Source organism: Lachnoclostridium sp. Marseille-P6806 (assembly GCF_900625025.1).
Lineage (GTDB): Bacteria > Bacillota > Clostridia > Lachnospirales > Lachnospiraceae > CAG-791.
Map to the genome: position 1 here is coordinate 155,078 of NZ_LR130574.1, position 17,246 is coordinate 172,323.

General features: G+C 58.7%; 15 protein-coding genes. All 15 read right to left on the reverse strand.

The features are described 5' to 3' along the window. Window positions 1-34: 34 nt before the first annotated feature. The gene (locus E0E20_RS00675) at window positions 35-1,693 is read right to left on the reverse strand and encodes a pilus assembly protein TadG-related protein (protein ID WP_130836148.1); all 1,659 of its coding nucleotides are present in this window, start codon (window positions 1,691-1,693) and stop codon (window positions 35-37) included. After that, window positions 1,662-2,897, reverse strand: coding sequence for a hypothetical protein (locus tag E0E20_RS00680; RefSeq protein WP_130836149.1), 1,236 nt, complete (start codon window positions 2,895-2,897; stop codon window positions 1,662-1,664). Before E0E20_RS00680 ends, E0E20_RS00675 begins: the two co-directional genes overlap by 32 nt. 21 nt (window positions 2,898-2,918) lie before the next feature. Beyond that, the gene (locus E0E20_RS00685) at window positions 2,919-3,242 is read right to left on the reverse strand and encodes a DUF192 domain-containing protein (protein WP_130836150.1); all 324 of its coding nucleotides are present in this window, start codon (window positions 3,240-3,242) and stop codon (window positions 2,919-2,921) included. Between the two features lie 48 nt (window positions 3,243-3,290). Continuing rightward, the gene (locus E0E20_RS00690) at window positions 3,291-4,235 is read right to left on the reverse strand and encodes a type II secretion system F family protein (RefSeq protein WP_130836151.1); all 945 of its coding nucleotides are present in this window, start codon (window positions 4,233-4,235) and stop codon (window positions 3,291-3,293) included. Between the two features lie 24 nt (window positions 4,236-4,259). Beyond that, on the reverse strand, window positions 4,260-5,210 hold the full coding sequence (locus E0E20_RS00695; RefSeq protein WP_130836152.1) for a type II secretion system F family protein: 951 nt from the start codon (window positions 5,208-5,210) through the stop codon (window positions 4,260-4,262). Window positions 5,211-5,288: 78 nt separating this feature from the next. After that, window positions 5,289-6,680 (reverse strand): CpaF family protein, encoded by a 1,392-nt coding sequence (locus tag E0E20_RS00700; protein ID WP_130836153.1) that lies wholly within the window; start codon window positions 6,678-6,680, stop codon window positions 5,289-5,291. 17 nt (window positions 6,681-6,697) lie between these two features. Continuing rightward, complete coding sequence (locus tag E0E20_RS00705) at window positions 6,698-7,942, reverse strand: AAA family ATPase (protein ID WP_130836154.1); 1,245 nt, start codon at window positions 7,940-7,942, stop codon at window positions 6,698-6,700. Between the two features lie 28 nt (window positions 7,943-7,970). Next, the gene (cpaB, locus tag E0E20_RS00710; protein ID WP_130836155.1) at window positions 7,971-8,717 is read right to left on the reverse strand and encodes a Flp pilus assembly protein CpaB; all 747 of its coding nucleotides are present in this window, start codon (window positions 8,715-8,717) and stop codon (window positions 7,971-7,973) included. Between the two features lie 15 nt (window positions 8,718-8,732). Next, the gene (locus E0E20_RS00715) at window positions 8,733-9,185 is read right to left on the reverse strand and encodes a TadE/TadG family type IV pilus assembly protein (RefSeq protein ID WP_130836156.1); all 453 of its coding nucleotides are present in this window, start codon (window positions 9,183-9,185) and stop codon (window positions 8,733-8,735) included. A 45-nt stretch (window positions 9,186-9,230) separates the two neighbouring features. Further along, window positions 9,231-9,401 carry a hypothetical protein gene (locus E0E20_RS13810; protein WP_165443899.1) on the reverse strand — a complete coding sequence of 57 codons (171 nt, stop codon included), beginning with the start codon at window positions 9,399-9,401 and terminating at the stop codon, window positions 9,231-9,233. 137 nt (window positions 9,402-9,538) lie between these two features. Next, a complete protein-coding gene (locus tag E0E20_RS00720; protein WP_130836157.1) occupies window positions 9,539-9,694 on the reverse strand; it encodes a Flp family type IVb pilin in 156 nt (51 codons plus the stop codon). A 37-nt stretch (window positions 9,695-9,731) separates the two neighbouring features. Continuing rightward, window positions 9,732-10,385 carry a prepilin peptidase gene (locus E0E20_RS00725; RefSeq protein WP_130836158.1) on the reverse strand — a complete coding sequence of 218 codons (654 nt, stop codon included), beginning with the start codon at window positions 10,383-10,385 and terminating at the stop codon, window positions 9,732-9,734. A 377-nt stretch (window positions 10,386-10,762) separates the two neighbouring features. After that, a complete protein-coding gene (locus E0E20_RS00730; protein ID WP_130836159.1) occupies window positions 10,763-11,641 on the reverse strand; it encodes a glycosyltransferase family 2 protein in 879 nt (292 codons plus the stop codon). A gap of 231 nt (window positions 11,642-11,872) precedes the next feature. Then, on the reverse strand, window positions 11,873-15,076 hold the full coding sequence (locus E0E20_RS00735) for a hypothetical protein (protein ID WP_165443917.1): 3,204 nt from the start codon (window positions 15,074-15,076) through the stop codon (window positions 11,873-11,875). After that, complete coding sequence (locus E0E20_RS00740) at window positions 15,076-17,142, reverse strand: efflux RND transporter permease subunit (RefSeq protein WP_242622596.1); 2,067 nt, start codon at window positions 17,140-17,142, stop codon at window positions 15,076-15,078. Before E0E20_RS00740 ends, E0E20_RS00735 begins: the two co-directional genes overlap by 1 nt. Window positions 17,143-17,246 lie beyond the last annotated feature (104 nt).

A 17,246-nucleotide genomic window follows, 5' to 3' on the forward strand; every position in this document is an offset into this window, starting at 1 on the left:
CCCACGGCCGTTCCGTTCCCCGTCTTCTTTCCGTTTATTGTATGATGCGGACAAACTTTTTCGCCTTATTGGTCTGTGCCGCCTTGGTCGACTCCTGCCAGTTGTCCGACGCGTCGATGGACCAGTTCCCGTTCATGGTGATCGTTCCGTTCGAGAGAACGCCGCCGACAATCGTTCCCCCGTTGTTGAGCTGCAGATGCTTCCCCGGGTTCAGCACAATGACCGCTCCCCGCAGCACCGTGCCCTCTCCCCAGTTTCCGACCGTGATGTTGCCGTTCAGACTGACGAGGCAGGCTCCCGAGCCGGAAACCTGCACCGGACTGTTCATCGTGATATCGCCCTCGACCAGCATGCAGCCGTCGTACGGAACATCCACGCCCCCCATGTTGACGGTGATGGAGCCCGGAAAATAGATGGGCATGTTCTTTGCCGAATTTCCGCCCTGCTCCAGACAGTAATCGAGAAATTCCTGAAGATTCGCACCCTGATGGAACTCATAGTTCATTCCGTTCCGGACAATGTGAGCCTCCCATGAATTCCCGTGGTAGAGGTCCTGAAGATATGCGTTGTAATAATCGTCCTCGAGTCGGACCGCCTTGTCTTTCAGCTCATAGAGCTTATCCCACTTCCATGTATAGTTGTTGTGAACAATTTTCTCGACCGGATCCGTCTCCGTATCCTCCACAAAGTTCACCGCGGCTCCCGTGGACGTCTTGCTGCCGTTTTTGACATAGTCCTCGACCGCGCCCCTCTGATAAAAGGTGCCGTCCACCGCCGTATATGCGCCGCCGTTAAATGAGATCTTCGTATTGGAGCGGACATCTCCTCCGATTGCTGCTCCCGGCTCGTTGAAGAGGATACTGCCCGACGAGCGCACCGAGCCGTCGACCTGTACCTTTCCGAGAAAGGAGGAGCCGTTGGAATAGACGCTCCCGGTGATCTTTCCACCGGACGTATTCCAGCTGAAATTCCCGTTGCTCTCCACGCCGCCGTTGACCGTCACCGGCGTCGTCACCTCGGTTCCTCCTCCGGAGAACAGCGTGCCGTTGATCGTCATCACGCCGCTCGGCTTGACGGTGAGCTTGCCGTCCGCACTGACCGAACCGTTCAGCGTCGCCGGAGAGGTGACCGTCACATTGCCGCCGCAGTTGATGCCGCCGGACACCACCGGATTGCCCCCGTAGCCTTTCCACTCAAAATCCTTTCGCGATTCAATGGCTCCGTTGACGGCGTAGGGATTCTCCGTATTGGTATTCTCCTGAATCTCCAGCGCCGCGACCGCTGTCACCCGGATGAGCGTCGTGTCCTTGCCCGATAGAAGCGTCGAAAAATAATTGTCCGTCGGACGTTCAATCGTCACCGTGACCTTGGAGCCCGATACCCCCGGCGTTCCGTCGACCGACATGGTAAGCTGCCCGTCCATCAGCGTCAGACCATTTTCAGACGCCGCCTCATAGGCCGATTCCCTCGCCTCTTCGGAGGTCTTTCCGTTTTTCAGCAGCATACTGGCCGCCATCAGGGCCGCGGAGTCCGCCGCATTCTGGTACCGGCGCTCCTCGGAGAACCACATCCCCTCGTCGATGCTGACCGCGGCAAAGCCGATCAGCACGACAATGATCAGTGCGACAAATACCGCCGCGACGCCGCGCTCCGAACCATCCTCATGAAACAAAGACCATACTCTCTTTTTCATCGCCCGCCTCACGCTTCGCCTGTCCCGCAGACGTCTCCTCTTCTTTCCGGCGCAGCTCGCTGAGCTTCCGGATCATCCCGAGCTTGTCCTCATACATCTCTTTCATTTCCCGCTCCAGCATGGAGATATAGGATTTGTCCTGCTTTGACGCCGCCGTCATCTGTTCTGCGGCGACAGAGAGCATCGAGTTTTCCTCCCGGAGATTTTCATTCTTCTCCGTGAGCACCCGTATTCTGTCATCCGACAGCTTCTGCTCCGCCGCAAGCGCCGTCATCTGTCCCCGGGCCTCCTCGAGCAGCGCGCGAAGCTTCTTCATCTCGTCCGCCGACATGGCGTCCTCGTAATCCCGCGCCTTTTTCGAGAAAAGGCTGACTCTGGAACGAAGAAACTCGATGGCGGAATCCTTTTCCCTCGCCTCGCTGTCCGCTTTCATGCGCACGCTGTCAAAGCGGCTCTGCACCAGCCCGAGCTCTGTCCTGAGAGAGAACAGCTCCTCCTGCAGCGTCCGGATCTCCGTGTCTTTCTCCCTGACGGCCTCCTCAAGCTGCCGCGATGCCGCATGCTCTCTCTCAAGCAGCTCGGTGAAGCGCAGGTTCTGCGGGTTCTCTGCCGGCTTCTCCCGCTCCCGCTTCTCCTGCTCCTGTTTCTCCTCTTCGCCATGCCACACAAAGAACGGCTCTGCGCCGTCCGTCCGTGCCTCCCGAAGCGCCGCTCCGGCCTCTTTTGACGCGGTGCTCTGCGCCGCGCTCTCCTCCGCGCTCCGGCGAAGGCTCTCGTTCTCCTCACGGAGCGCCTCATATTCGCGCCGCGCCGCCTCTGCCTGCTCTTTCAGCCCTGGCACCTGTTTCGCCTCCTCCGAGAGCTCGTCCCAGTCCTTGACGAGCTGATTGTACTTGCGGATTGACAGCTCATTGTCCTCCGACAGCGAACGGTTTCTTGTCCGGAGCTCGTCGATGATGTGATTCAACGACGCCTCCTTATCCGCCTGCCCCTGCACCAGCGTCTGGAGATACGCTTTCACCGCGCGCTTGTCATAGCCGAACAGCGCCGTCCGGAACGAGCTCACGTCATGCATAACGGAATATTTTACGCCCGCATCCGCATTTTCCCGGGAAAGCTCCGCGGCAGGCAGAGCCGTTCCGGGAGATGCTGTCGCCGCCGAAATATTTTCTTCCTGTCTGTTTTTCTTTTTTCCGAATCTCACAGAAACCTCCGTTATCCCGCTTTACTGCACCCTGCGCAGCGCCTCGCCCGCACGGATGCCGCGCGCCTCTCCGGCATTCAGCTCCAACACGCTTTTTGTTCCTCTCACCATGCGCCCGATACGCCACGGGCGTACCGTTTCACTGTACAGCACCCGGTTCCCGGCATCAAGATATATCACATCGATTGTGAAACGCATGAAGCAGCAGTGAATGGAGGAGCATGGTCTCATCCACAGCCCCGTTCCCTCCGGCAGCTCTCTCCTGCCCATCAGCCCGAGGAAGCGGCTGAAAAACGTATCCGCTGTCCGGATATCAAAGACGGCCTCATCAAATTTCATTCTCATTCCATACTCCGCTCCTGATATTCCGGCGGCAGGCCCATCCAGGGACCATTACAGCCCGCCGATCAGATTCATTGCGGCCGGCCCCATCAGAACAATGAACAATACGGGGAAAATAAACAGGACCATCGGGATCAGCATCTTGATGGACGCCTTGGCCGCTTTCGCCTTGACGTCCGCCACATGCGCATTGCGGGCCGCAACCGCCTGCGTCCTCAGCATGTTGCTGAGGGGAATGCCCATTTCCATCGCCTGCACGACCGCCGCCGAGAAATTCGTGACCGCCCGGCAATGGCAGCGCGACGCCATATCCTTGAACGCATCCTTGCGCTGCCTGCCCAGCCCCAGCTCCTTGACAAGCACCGTAAGCTCGTCAACAATCGGGCCGTCCATGGAGCTTGTGATATATTCCAGCGCCTGATCGAAGCCCATGCCGGCATCCACTGAAATCGAGAGGAGGTCGAGCACATCCGGAAGCTGAATTTCCATCCGCGCCTGCCGCAGCGTAATGCGCGAGCTGACCACAAAGCGAAGTATGATGGTGGGGGCAAGAACCGCCGCCAGCACGGCCAGCATGCCCAGCATGGGATCCTGCAGCCATGCCGTCATGGAAAAAAACATCCCGAAGATCCCGCAAAGGAGCGTGAGCATGAAGCGGAGGAAATGGAACGCCGACGGCGTCAGGGCAATGCCGGCGCTGTACAGCTGGGCCGCGAGCTGCTTCTCGGCCTTTTCGCTGCGCTGCGTGCGCGCCCTGCGCGAGTTTCTCTCCGCGTAGGCGCCGAGGCGGTTCTGCATTTTCCGCAGCAGGCTGTTCTCACTCCGGTATCTGGTCCGGAGCGTATCGATATCCCGGTCCGCAATCTGCGCAATTCTTCTGCGGTACAGCATATAGCGCGAAAGACGCGGGCCGACAAAGGCATATATGAGAAGATAGACGCTGAGTCCTCCCGCGGCCGCCGCGAGGCAGCCCAGCTCTGCATTGGATACCGGCATGATTCCCCTCCGCAAAAGGCCGCTTTACAGCCTGACATCCGTGATTTTGTTCATCATCATAAAGCCCGTGATCTCCATGATTGCCGCGACTGCCAGGAGCTTCTGGCCGGTGCTGCTGTACAGGAGCTGCCCGATGTAATCCGGATTCCGGATTGCGAGGAAAATAAGAAGAACGATCGGAAGTCCTCCGATGATCAGCGCGGACATCTTCCCCTGCGCCGACAGCGCGCGGACCTCCTGCCGTATCTTGATCCGGGTCTTGACCGTCTCGCTGATGGTCTGCAGAACATCCGAAAGATTGCCGCCGGTTCTCTGTGCGATTTCCAGCGCGGAGATCAGCATCTTCAGATCCTCATTCCGCACTCTGTCGTACATGTGCAGCAGTGCGTCATGCTGCGAGGTGCCGTAATCCATCTCCGCGAGAGCCTTGGCAAACTCTATGGAAATCGGCGGCGTCATATCTTTTGTGATGGCCCGTATGGACTGCTGAAAGGAAAAGCCCGAGCGCAGGCCGTTGCAGATCGTCAGCAGGGCATCTCCGAGCTGCGCGCCGAACTGCTCCATCCGCTCCGCCTGCTTCTTTTTGAAAATGACAACCGGAATGAGGAAGCCGGCGCTCCCCGCGCCGACCGCCACAATGGTTCTTCCCGTAAGGACAAAGGCAAGAAGTACGGGCAGAGCCACCGCCGCAATCCAGAGAACCAGAAATTCGCTCGCCGACACCGGAAGATCCGCTGATTCGATCTCGCTCTCGAACTTTTTCGACACTTTCAGAAATTTCCGGTTCCGCTGCTTGCCCTGCCGTTCTTTCATCGTTTTGGCAAAGAGGGCGCCGCGGTCCCTCTCGGCATACAGCTCTTTCACCATCTTCTTCACGCGGACGCGGTCGGGACGATAGAGCAGGGAGAACACGATGAGCCCCGCGGTCAGCGCGCTCATCGCCACAAGCGCCGCAATATAAATGCTGAATGTCATTCCGCTCTGCACCGTCTCCTCCTGATACAGTCTGTATTCCCGCCGCTTCTCTCTCCGTGAGCACGTTTTCCCCGCGGCCTACGCCTCCGCGGAAAACCAGTCGTCCGTGACCATGCAGCCGGACAGCTTCAGCTTCTCGATGCAGGTCGGACGGATGCCCGTGGGAACAAATTCTCCGACGATCCTCCCGTTCTCATCCGTCCCGGACTGGCGGAAACGGAAAATATCCTGCATGACGATCTCCGTGCCCTCCATCCCGGTGATCTCAGAGATCGACGTGATCTTTCTCGAGCCGTCCCGGAGACGCGCCTGCTGCACCACAATATTGATCGCAGAGGCGATCTGTCCCCGGATCGCCTTTTCCGGCAGATCCATGCCCGCCATCATGACCATGGTCTCCAATCTCGCCATCATATCGCGGGGACTGTTGGCGTGGCCGGTCGTAAGAGAGCCATCATGGCCGGTATTCATGGCCTGCAGCATATCGAGGGCCTCGCCGCCGCGGCACTCGCCGACGATAATCCGGTCGGGGCGCATACGCAGCGCATTAACCACCAGATCCTTGATCGCCACCCGGCCCTTTCCCTCGATGTTGGCCGGCCGGGATTCGAGCCGCACCACGTGAATCTGCTGAAGCTGCAGCTCCGCGGCGTCCTCGATCGTCACGATGCGCTCCTTATCGGGAATATACGCGGAGAGCACGCCGAGCAGCGTCGTCTTGCCAGAGCCGGTTCCCCCGGAGACGATGACGTTGAGCTTTCCCTTGACGCAGGCCTCGAGAAACAGCATCATACGCGGCGAGGCCGAGCCCCACGCAATGAGATCCTGCGCACTGATCCGATTTGTCGGAAACTTTCGGATCGTAATGGTCGGTCCGTTCAGCGCCAGCGGCGGGATGATCGCATTCACACGCGAGCCGTCCTGAAGACGCGCGTCCACCATCGGAGAGGACTCGTCGATGTGCCTGCCGAGCGGAGAAACAATGCGGTCAAGGATCAGCAGCTCATGGGCGGTGTCCTTGAATTTCGCGCCCGACAGGTGCAGAATTCCTCTCTCCTCGACATAGATCTGATACGGCCCGTTGACCATGATCTCCGAGATATTCTGATCTTTCAGCAGACGGTCCAGAGGTCCCAGACCGATGATTTCCGAGACGACATCCTCCACCACATCGCTCTGATCCACTTTCGGAATGGGGTATTCCCCCCGGATCAGCAGATTTTCCACCGTGGTCCGGACAAATTCGATCTTGTCCTTCGCCACGTTGCTGTCATAGTTCTCATTCAGATAGGTGACCGACTCCGCCTGGAGCTTCGCTTTCAGCGCGATATACCGATCCGCTGGCTCCTGCGTCTCCTCCTGCAGAAGCTGCGGGGGCTCCGGACTTCCCGCCGCCTGCGGCGAGGCGATCTGCTCCGCCACCGAATTTCTGACCTTCTGTTCATTTAACAGCTCAAGAAGTCCTGCCATCCTGCCTGTTCCTTCCGTCACTTTCTCCGGCCGTCTTTTTTCGCGGAAAGTGTCATTTTATTAAACTTCGCATATTCCCGGCTCACTTCCTTGGGGGACATGTCCCAGATGTCGAAATCGTCCACCTTGGCGACCGTGTAGGCTGCAATATTCCGGAATATTTTTGCGATCGCATTGTGGGGATAGCTGACGACGACCGGCACACCCCGGTTCACCGCATTCGACATCGGCCGGTAATCCGAGCCGATCGCCGCGATGATACGGCAGTCAAGAATCTTGTGAACATCCCGCAGGGAAATGATGTCGTATTTGGAATAGCGGTTCACAATGGCGCAGGCCTTGCCCTTCATCCCGAGGATATTGATGATGTTTGCCGCCAGCTTTGCGCTCCGCAGCACGTTGAGCTGGAGGGAGGTCACGAGGTAGATGCGGTTCATCCGGCCGAAGAGCTTCGTATGGAAGACGTTCATCCCGCCCGGCAGGTCGATCAGAATATAATCATAATAGACCTTGAGGGTATCGAATATCCCGATGACGCGGTCGACGGACACCGTCTCCGCGTACTCCGGGCTTTTGGGCGCCGCCAGCACATGCACCCCCGACGGAGCGATCTCCATATAGGTCTCGATATCGTTGATGCTGGGTGCCCCGTAATCCGAGACAAGATCCGCAATGCTCTTTTTGGGCGTGATGTCCATATACGCGCACACATCGCCGAACTCCAGATCGAGGTCGAGAACCGCCACGTTTTTCTCCTCCGCGGCCAGCGTAATGGCGAGATTCACGACCACGGTCGTGCTGCCGACGCCGGCCTTCGGGCTGTATATGCCGATCACCGTGGAGCTGTCGAGCACCGTGTTTTTCCGCGTGCCGAGGTACCCGATCCGCGCCGTCTCAGCCTCTATGATCCGCCCGAGCTCCGCAAGAAATGCGCGGGCGTTCTGCGGATATTCTCCCGCGTAGCGGACCCCGCAGCTGATGCACTCCTCATACTGGGCGCTGTCCAGCGTCTCCGAAAAGACAAGCGTGACCACACGGGGCTTATAGACATAGATGCGCTTTGCCAGCAGAATAAGATCCTTGTCGCCGCCCGCAAGCGCAACGATCACCACATCCGGGTTCAGCGAGTCTATCTGCTCCAGCGCCGTCTTTTCATTCTGCGCCGTGCCGAGGATATCCAGCTCGTCCGCGAGCTGCGCGGCAAGAGCTCCCACCCGGCGGATCGCATCTTCATATTTTCCTACTACGAGAACACCTGTCATCAGTCTGCTCCTGTCGCTGCGCCGCCTCTTACATTTCGTCCATGGACTTTGCCGTAAACTCCGTGTGCTCCGGATTTCCGGTCTCCCCGGGCGAACGGAGCGTCAGCACAACGCTGCCGTTCTGGGAATCCCAGACGATTGCCTGCGCCAGCTCCGGCGACACAAACATGGTCACCGTCGTATAGGCCACCTCCTGCGAGGAGGACGTCTCGCCCGTCTCCGACTCCTCCGTCTGCCTCACAATCGAGCGGTCAAGCGCTGCGATCTCAATGTTCTCCGCGATGTATTTCGTGACCGATTCGCTCGAGGAGGCGCCGTTCTCGCCCGGAATCTCCCGCGAATAGGTAGACAGAATATCCACATGGTCACCGACCTGCAGAAGCCCCGCCACCGACGACGTATCGCTGATGGAAATGGTCACCGTCCGCATTCCCGCGGGAACCTTGTAGGAAAAGGAGTTCACCGCACTGCTCCCCTGATCGACGACCCGGTTCAGCAGCACCTGCTCCCCCGCGTAGATCTCCACATCCGCAAACTTGCCGACGACCTCCGCCGCATCCCGCGCCGCGTTCATCAGGAGCTCGCTGTCCGTGGTCTGCGACGTCGAGAGCATGTCCGAGGTGATCCTCGTCCCTGCCGGAATGTTGTACGCCGCTTTCACCACCGTCACGGCGACCGGCTTTTCCGCCTCATTCTGCTGAATGTAGTAAAACGCCATCAGCGCGGTAACCAGGGCGCAGAACAGCGCCAGAATCTTCACACGTGCCGTATCCACAGGCTCCCTCCCCGATCAGTTCGCATAAGGCTCGACCGGCATGGCCGCCTGCGCCTTGATCGTAACGGTATTGCTTCCGGTGATGACCCCTGTGAAGCCCGTCATATAGCTGATCTGCTCCTCCATTTTGATCACCGCATAATCTCCGTTATTGTTGAAATATGTCATCGTCGGCGTGCCGTTTAAGGCGTGCGAATTCATATACCCCTCCGCCTGATCGCGCACATTGGAATCCTGCGCGTGTATCGCCGCATAGCGGGCGGTTTCCCCACAGATATTCGTCAGCTCATTCTTGCAGGAAAGTATCCATCCGAAATCAATGATCGCGCACAGAAGCGCAAGAAGAAACGGCAGAACGAGAGCGAACTCGACCATCGCCTGCCCGTTCTCCCTCATGCCCTCCGCTCCTTGCTTTTCTCCGCTGCGGCCGTGGCCGCCGCGCTTTGTTCCCCGATGAAAGCGTTTCACCCTTTTATGCGCTCCCCCGCCTGTATCTGTTCCCGGTCTCACCGTCTATTTCATGGCCTCGGACACCGCGAGCAATGTCGAAGCGGTGCGGACGGAATGCGCCTGTCCCAGCGCGGAAAGCCCCGCGACAGCCGCGAGCGCCGCCAGCGCCAGAATCACAGCATATTCCGCCATCGACTGTCCCCGCTCCCCTCTCATGCCGCTATATATCCGCACACTCTCTCCCCCTGTCATTCCCGTTCAGACAAAGAAAGGCACGAAGACAAGCTTCATGCCCCCTCTGCGCGCCCGAGTCCCGCTCACGCCGCATGACAACAATATACGGTTCACGGGAGCACAGGCTGTTCTGCTTCTTACTTCAGATCATTCTCAACATTCGTGATCTTCGTGTTGAGACTGGTGCCCAGCAGTCTGAACGCCGCGATTGCCGCAACGGCGACCAGCGCAAGGATCAGGCCGTACTCGACCATTCCCTGTCCGGATTCCTCGTCAAAAAGGAATTTCTTCATGGTATGCATCCTCCTTTCTCATAAGAATCGCTGTATGCTAAAATGCCGGATACGGCACGTACAGCCAGCAGATCCCCGCCATCATTCCAAAGCCAATGAACGGGCCGAACGCAATCAGGGACTTCAGCGTAATCCTGCGCATAAGAAGCATGGGAACGATATACAGGAGCATCGCGAGAACCATCCCTCCCAGCATACCGATGATGCGCGCCGACAGAGTGAACAGAAAAGCGCTGACCGAGAGAAACTTGATGTCCCCTGCGCCGAAATAATTATGGAAATGGAGGAGCGCCGTAAAGCTCAGCATGAACGCACACATAAAGAGCATGCTGAGGATGCTGTACGGGATATTGACCCACGGCTCCCGCCGGTTGCGGATCAGAATTCCCAGAGACAGAAGCAGCATCGGGAACAGACAGAGGTTCGGGATGATCCTGCACCGGGCATCCACAACAATGGTGACCGCCGACAAGAGAAGTATCAGTCCGTAAAGGCAGAATGTGACGAGGTCCGCCTCCATCGCCGCGACAACGGCGGACGACGCGAGGAGCCCTGCCGCCGAGAGCAGATATGCCGCGAGTTTCTTGTTTCTCCCGCACAGATCGCTCTTTTTCTTGTATTTCATGAGGGCATCCGGCAGAAGCATGAGCAGAAGCAGCTCTGCAAGGATAACCGCTATTCTGATAGGCATGGCCTGTTCCCTGTCTCTATCTTTACGTTTTCTTAATCGTTTTCAGGGCGGTCCGCAAAAAACTTCCAAAGCATCTGCGGAATCCCGGCCGCCTGGAGACACGTACCCTGCCCCGGGACGCAGCCAATTACCGGCGCACAGCCGGCCGCCGGTGTATAAAAAAAGATTGCCGCAGTGTCCGATCCTGCCGCCCTCTGTGCCGAAAACAGAGCAATATTTGAATGATACAGTTGTATTATACTATATCGTTTACGTTTTGTCCAATTTTCTGTTGCAAAAATATGCTTTTTTGATGATTATGCCTGCATTTTTATATATTAAAACGTTTTTCTCTTAAATACTATTGCCAGCGGCAGTTCACTCCCGACTGTTTTTCTTCAACGTTTTCGGTTATTGTCGCAGGAATCAGGCGCGGCCGTCCTGTCCCGGACAATGCGCCGGAGGCTCGCGCGCCACGCCCAGCCAAGAAGACAGTACAGCGCCGCCGGGACGCGGAGCCCTGCCACCTCACGATAGAGTCTCCAGATGCGCTTCACCGCCGTCCACTTATTCGACGAGAGAGACTGCCCCGCCGGACGGCGGTAGACCACCAGCAGCTCGTCCAGACCACGGGCCGCAACCCCTGTCTTCAGAATATTCCACCATGTTGCCGTATCCTCGGAGCCGATGCACGGCATATGCAGGAGCTCACGGTCCAGCTTCTCCGTATCCAGAAGCACCGTGGAGGTGAAAATAACCGTGCGGCTGAGCGCCTCCCGATACGAGAGTGTCGGCGGCACATGCACAGCTCTCCCCGTCGGAACGGCGTTTTCGTCTCCGAACTGATAGGAGCAGAACACAAAGGCCGCGTCCTGCTCCTGCATAAAGCGAAGCTCCCGCTCGAGCTTCTCCGGCCGCCACAGATCGTCGGCGTCAAGGAACGCGACATATCTGCCGGAAGCGGCGTCGACTCCGGTGTTTCTTGCTGCCGCGGCCCCCTCATTACGTTTTTTGCGTATCAGGCGGATCACCCCGCGGGCGTCCCCCCCGCCGGAGCCCGCCGGCGTGCTTCCCGCATCCTCCGAAAGCGCCTGCCACTCTTTTTTATCACGCTCATGCGCCGTGATCTCCTCGCCGATCAGTGCCGCGCTCCCGTCCGACGAGCCATCGTCCACAAGAATCAGCTCCCAGTCGGTAAAGCTCTGCATCCGCACGGCGCGGATTGTCTCCCGGAGATAGCGCTCTGCATTGTATACCGGAACAATAATACTGATCATAGCTTCTCACTTCTTCTTTGCATTAATCACCATGCCGAAGCGCCCTCAGCGAGGCGCGCGGCGCAAAATCCGCGCAGACGGTTTTGCGGCTGCGATCAAAGGCTATTTGGGCTTCGGCACAAATAGCGTGTGCCAAATCTCTGCGCCGGCGTGATGTTTCACACTCCCCCAAAAGGCAGCTCCGGCTTCTCAGGCAATTATAGCAAATTCTCCGCCCCGGAATATGCGATTTTACTCTCCGTCCTTTCCGACCGCGGCTGTTCTGTACACAAATTTCACCGAGTTTTCACTGACGCCGTCCTCATCCCTGCGCGGAATGGCTCCGGTAAAGCTGGTATATTCCTTTCCCGCATCCGATACGGCCTCCCAGCGCTCAAGAACTGCGGCCGCCTCATCGCCGAAAAGCTCCGTCACCCGGCGGATCCCCTCCTCATTATAGCGCCGGAGTCCGTCGAGCAGCGTCTTTGTCCCGTCGTCCAGTCCCTGTGCGCCTGCAGACAGCCGCTCTATTCCCTCGAGCAGCGTCTTTGCGCCGGCATCCAGCGTCGCCGCCCCGTCACGGAGCGAATATGCGCCGTCCTGCAAAGTCTCCGTCCCGTCAAGAAGCGGCGTTACGCCGCCCGCGAGCTCCGCTGCGCCGGAGGAAAGTCTGTCGGCTCCCGAGCAGAGCTCCGATGCGCCGTCTGCGAGCTTTCCCGCGCCGTCCGCGGCCTGACTGGCCCCGCCGCGAAGCTCCGATGCCCCATTCTTAAGCTGCAGACTTCCGTTCTTTACCTCATTCACTCCCCGGTCAAGCTGTACTGCGCCGTCCGAGAGAGCGGAGGTTCCCGCTTTCAGACGGGCGCTCCCCTCAGAGAGCTGTGATGTTCCGTCCAGAAGCTGCGATGCACCCGACGCGAGAACTCCTCCCCCTTGCTCCAACGCCGCTGCTCCGGTATGAAGCGCAGCCGCCGCCTCACAGAGACTCTGCCCGGAGCCTCCGCCGTTCACCGCGCGGTTCAGCGCCGCAGCGCCCGCCGAGAGCTGATCTGCACCGGATTCCATGGCGGACAGCTTCTGTGCAAGGGATTTCATCCCGCCCGCAGTCTGCTGTGCAAGTCCATATGCCGAAGCCGCTCCTGCTCCCGGATTCTCCGGCAGAGTACCCGCAGAGGAAAGCTGCTCCTGCAGCTGCTCCAGCTGAGAAACCAGAGCCGAGGCTGCCTCCTCATCCGCCTGCGCTCCGGCAAGCGCCTGCACAGCGCTCTCATACTCCGCAAGCGCGGCGTCCAGAGCTTTTGTATCAACGGTGCGGGCATAACGCTTTATCACCGCTGCGGCCGGCGCCGTGCTGCTTCCCGCTCCCGCAGAGCCTCCGGATTCCATATTGTCCTCCGCTCCGGCACCTTCTCCTATTCCGGCATTCTCTCCTGTTCTTGTTCCGGAATCTGCCTGTGCCGCAGAGTCTGCTGATGATCCGGAACCTGCCTGTGCCGCAGCGCCTGCCTGCGTCCCGGAATCTGCCTCTTCCCCGGAACGTTCTGCCGCTTCGGAGTGCTCTGCCGTCTCATCAATAAAAATCTCCGGACTTTCCGGAACCTCTCCTGTCTCCGTGCTCTCGCTCTCCACCGGCTCTGCCGCCGCAGAAACCGCCGCCCTTGCCTGCTTCACCCGCTCTTCTCCCGCCGTCACAGCGCTCTGTGCGGCAGAGTGCTCGTCCCGCGCGCGGGAAAGCGCCGCTGAAATCATCTTCTGCATGGCATCCCTGCTGTCCGCAAGGCTCTTCCTGCCGCTCTCCTCCTGCGCAAGAAGCGTGCAAAGCTGTTCCGAAGCGCTCTGGAGCTGTGCGGCGCCGGAGGCAGCCGCCGTAAGCCCCTGCTTAAGCCCCATACCCGAAGAGCCGCTCCCGTCGCTGTCAAGCCCTGAGGACAGGGCCTGCGCGGCCTCGCTCAGATTCATGGCCGCACCGCCGCCCGTTCCGTTCACCGCATCGTCAAGCGCCGCCGCGCCGGCTGCAAGCTGTCCGATTCCGCTCTGAAACACGGGGAGCTGCTTCATCATGCTCTGCGTCCCGGCGGAAAGTCTGGCCGCACCGTCCCTCAGATTCTCCGCGCCGGCATCCAGTTCCTTTGATTTTGCCGCCAGCGTCCCGGAGCCCTCCGCCAGCGCAGAGGCTCCGGCCGAAAGGCGGTCTGTCCCTCCGGCGAGCTCTGCCGCGCCGCTCTGCAGTTTTCCCGTTCCGTCGCGGAGAGACGCCGCCCCCGACGACAGCCTCCCGACGCCGTCCGTCAGATCGGATGCGCCCGAAGCAAGCTCCCCTGCTCCGTTCCCGAGCTGCTGCATGCCGTCCGACAGCCTGTCCGTCCCGTCCGCGAGACGCTTCGCGCCGTCAAGGAGCGAGCCCGTGCCGTCTGTGAGCTTCGATCCCCCGTCCGTCAGCTCTGCGGCTCCCGATGCGAGCTCCGTGGAGCCCTCCGAAAGCGATGCGCCGCCCTCCGTGAGGCGGTCGATGCCGCTTTGCAGCTCCTCCATCTGGTCTGTCAGCTTCCCGGCGTCAAGAGCATCCCCGAAATCCATACCGGAGAGATAGTCTGTGGTCGCCATGGTCAGCGTCATGTCGAGCGCAAAATCCTCAGCATCCGCCTCCACTTCCACATACTCAGGGATATGGATCTCATCCAGCTTTTTTCTTGCCTCCGCATCCTGCACGCCCGCTCTCATATCCTCCCAGTCAAGCGATTCGCGAAGTCCCGGAAGCGCCATGCCGACCACAATGCTGTTTTCTCCCTCCGACATCACCTTTCCATTGGTCACGCGGATATTGCTGAAATGGGAGGCGGGCAGCACCAGACCGCTGAGCATGGCAAAGGGCAGCGCGATCTCCTCTCTTTTTCCGCCGATCACCACCTCCGTCTTCGCATGGTTCACATAGTCGAAGCGGATGCGGACATGACCGCTCTTCCCCGCAAGCTCTTCCGGAGCGATTTCCTCTCCGTCCAGATAATAGCGGAGCTTCACCTCAACGGGGAGCTCCTTGTCCGTCGTTCCCTGATAATAGACATCCGCATGTTCCGTGTCCCATGTAATGGTTCCGTCGCCGTTCTCCGTATAATCCCCGTAGCCGTTCACATTCGTGATGTCGCGAAGCTCGGTCCTGTCCTCAAGGGACGGCTGTCCGCCGGGGTTCCTCAGCCAGTCGCTGACGATCACCTTTCCGTTTTTCCCTCGCGCGTCCGCAATGACATACACCGTCTCCTCCTTGCCGTCCGTGCTGCTGTGCGAGGGGAGCTCTCCCGTCATCGCCGTACGCAGAATACCGTCTCCCGCCTCGCTCACGGCGCCGGCCTCTCCCGCCGCACCGCATCCGGCCGCCGAAAAAGCCAGCGTCACCGCGAGCAGTGTGCAAAGAACCTTTATTTTTTTCTCTTTCCCGATTACAAGATTCCAGCGTTTCATCATTTCCTCCTTTGCATTGTCGTTTTCAGAATCAGCGGATCGAACGCATACAGGCAGGCCGGCAGCACAAAGACGACGATCAGCATACTGATGAGCGCGCCCCTCGCCATCAGCACACAGAGCGCCCGGATCATATCGATGTCGGAGTAGATTCCCACGCCGATGGTCGCGGCAAAAAAGCTGAGAGCACTCACGAAAATCGACTTGGCCGAGGTGAAATCCGCGATGCGGACCGCCTCAAAGCGCTCCTTTCCGCTCTGCCTCTCCCGCAGATACCGGGTCGTGAGCAGAATCGCATAATCCACCGTCGACCCGAGCTGCACCGTCCCGATCACGATATTGGCGATAAAGGGGAGCGTCGTTCCCGTATAGTACGGGATCGCCATGTTGGCGAGGATCCCGGCCTCAATGACCGCCACCAGCAGAAAGGGAAGCGAGATCGAGCGGAACACCAGCAGAATAATCAAAAAGATAATCCCGATAGAGGCCGCCGAAACCGCTGTGAAATCACGGTTTGTGATCTTGATGAGATCGTTGGTGCCGGGCGCCTCCCCGATCAGCATCGAGCTGCTGTCGCAGGCTTTGGCGATGGCCTCAAGCTGCTCACACTGTCTGCCCGCCTCTTCGCTCGCAACCGGATACTCGGAACCGATCAGAAGAAGCTGCCATCGGTCATTCTCCAGACTGTCCCGAATCGAATCGGGAATCATCTCCCTCGGGAGCCCCGCTCCCTTGAGCGTGCCGAGGCCGAGAACATATTTCACGCCGTCCACCTGCCGCATTTGTTTCGCGAGGCTCTGCACCTCCCGGTCCGGGACATCCGCGTTCAGCATCAGCATGTGGTTTGTGCTCATGTCAAAATCTTCCCGGAGCTTCTCATTGGAAACGATGCTGTCCAGAGAGCGCGGAAGCGACTGATCCAGATTGTAGTAGACGCGGATATGCCGGTTTCCGTAAACGGAGGGGATCAGCGACAGCAGCGCCAGCGCGAGAAACAGCCCGCGGTACCGGAGCGCAAATTTCCCGATCCCGCGGAACTCGGGAATAAGCGGCCGGTGCTTTGTTTTCCGCAGCATTCCGTCAAAGACCAGTATCAGCGACGGAAGCACGGTCACACAGCTCACGACGCCGAAGATCACGCCCTTTGCCATAACGATGCCCAGATCCATTCCCAGCGTGAAGCTCATGAAGCACAGAGCAATGAAACCGGCGACCGTGGTGACGGAGCTCCCGACCACAGACGAAAAGGTCGCCCCGATCGCATCCGTCATTGCCTCTTCCCTCGTTTTTCCTCTTTCCAGCTCTTCCTCGTAGCTGTGCCAGAGGAAAATGGAGTAGTCCATCGTGACCCCGAGCTGCAGCACGGCGGCCAGCGCTTTCGTCACATAGGAAATCGAGCCCAGGAACCAGTTCGTTCCCAGATTATAGATAATCGCCATCCCGATGCTGACGAGAAAGAGGATCGGCGCAAAAAAGGAATCCATGGAGAGCATCAACACCGCCAGCGCAAACACCACGGCCAGCACCACGTAGACCGGAGCCTCCCGGTCCGACAGATCCTGCGTGTCCACCACCACCGGCGTCATGCCGGCGATGAAGCACTTCTCACCGCAGATGCGCCGGATATCCCTGACGGCCTGCATGGTCGCCTCCGAGGAGCTCGTGTCATCATACAGAATAAACATCATCTTTGCATCGGCGTCCGGGTTATCAAACGTTTTGCGGATCTCCTCCGGAAGCAGCTCCATCGGCACGGACAGGTCGAGAAAGCTGTCGTACCAGAGCACATTTTTCACATGCTCCACCGTCTCGATTTCCGCCTTGAGATCGGCTGTCTGCTTCGCGCTCATCCCCTCCACCACGATCTCCGAAAAAGCGCCCACGCCGAACTGCTCCGTCAGAATATCCTGTCCCTTCATCGTGTCGATGTTCTGCGGAAGATAAGAGAGCATATCGTAATTGATTTTCGTCCGCGAGTACATGACGGCAGACGGCACAAGCAAAAAAACCGCAAGTGCCAGAATCATGTACCGGAAGCGGACAACAGCAGCTGATAAACGATGCAAAATACACCTCCTGATTCCTTTTTTAAAAATGACTATCGGTCAATTATTTAATGCAGTGTCGGTTATAGCACATAAATGACCGTTGGTCAATTATTTTTTCGCGA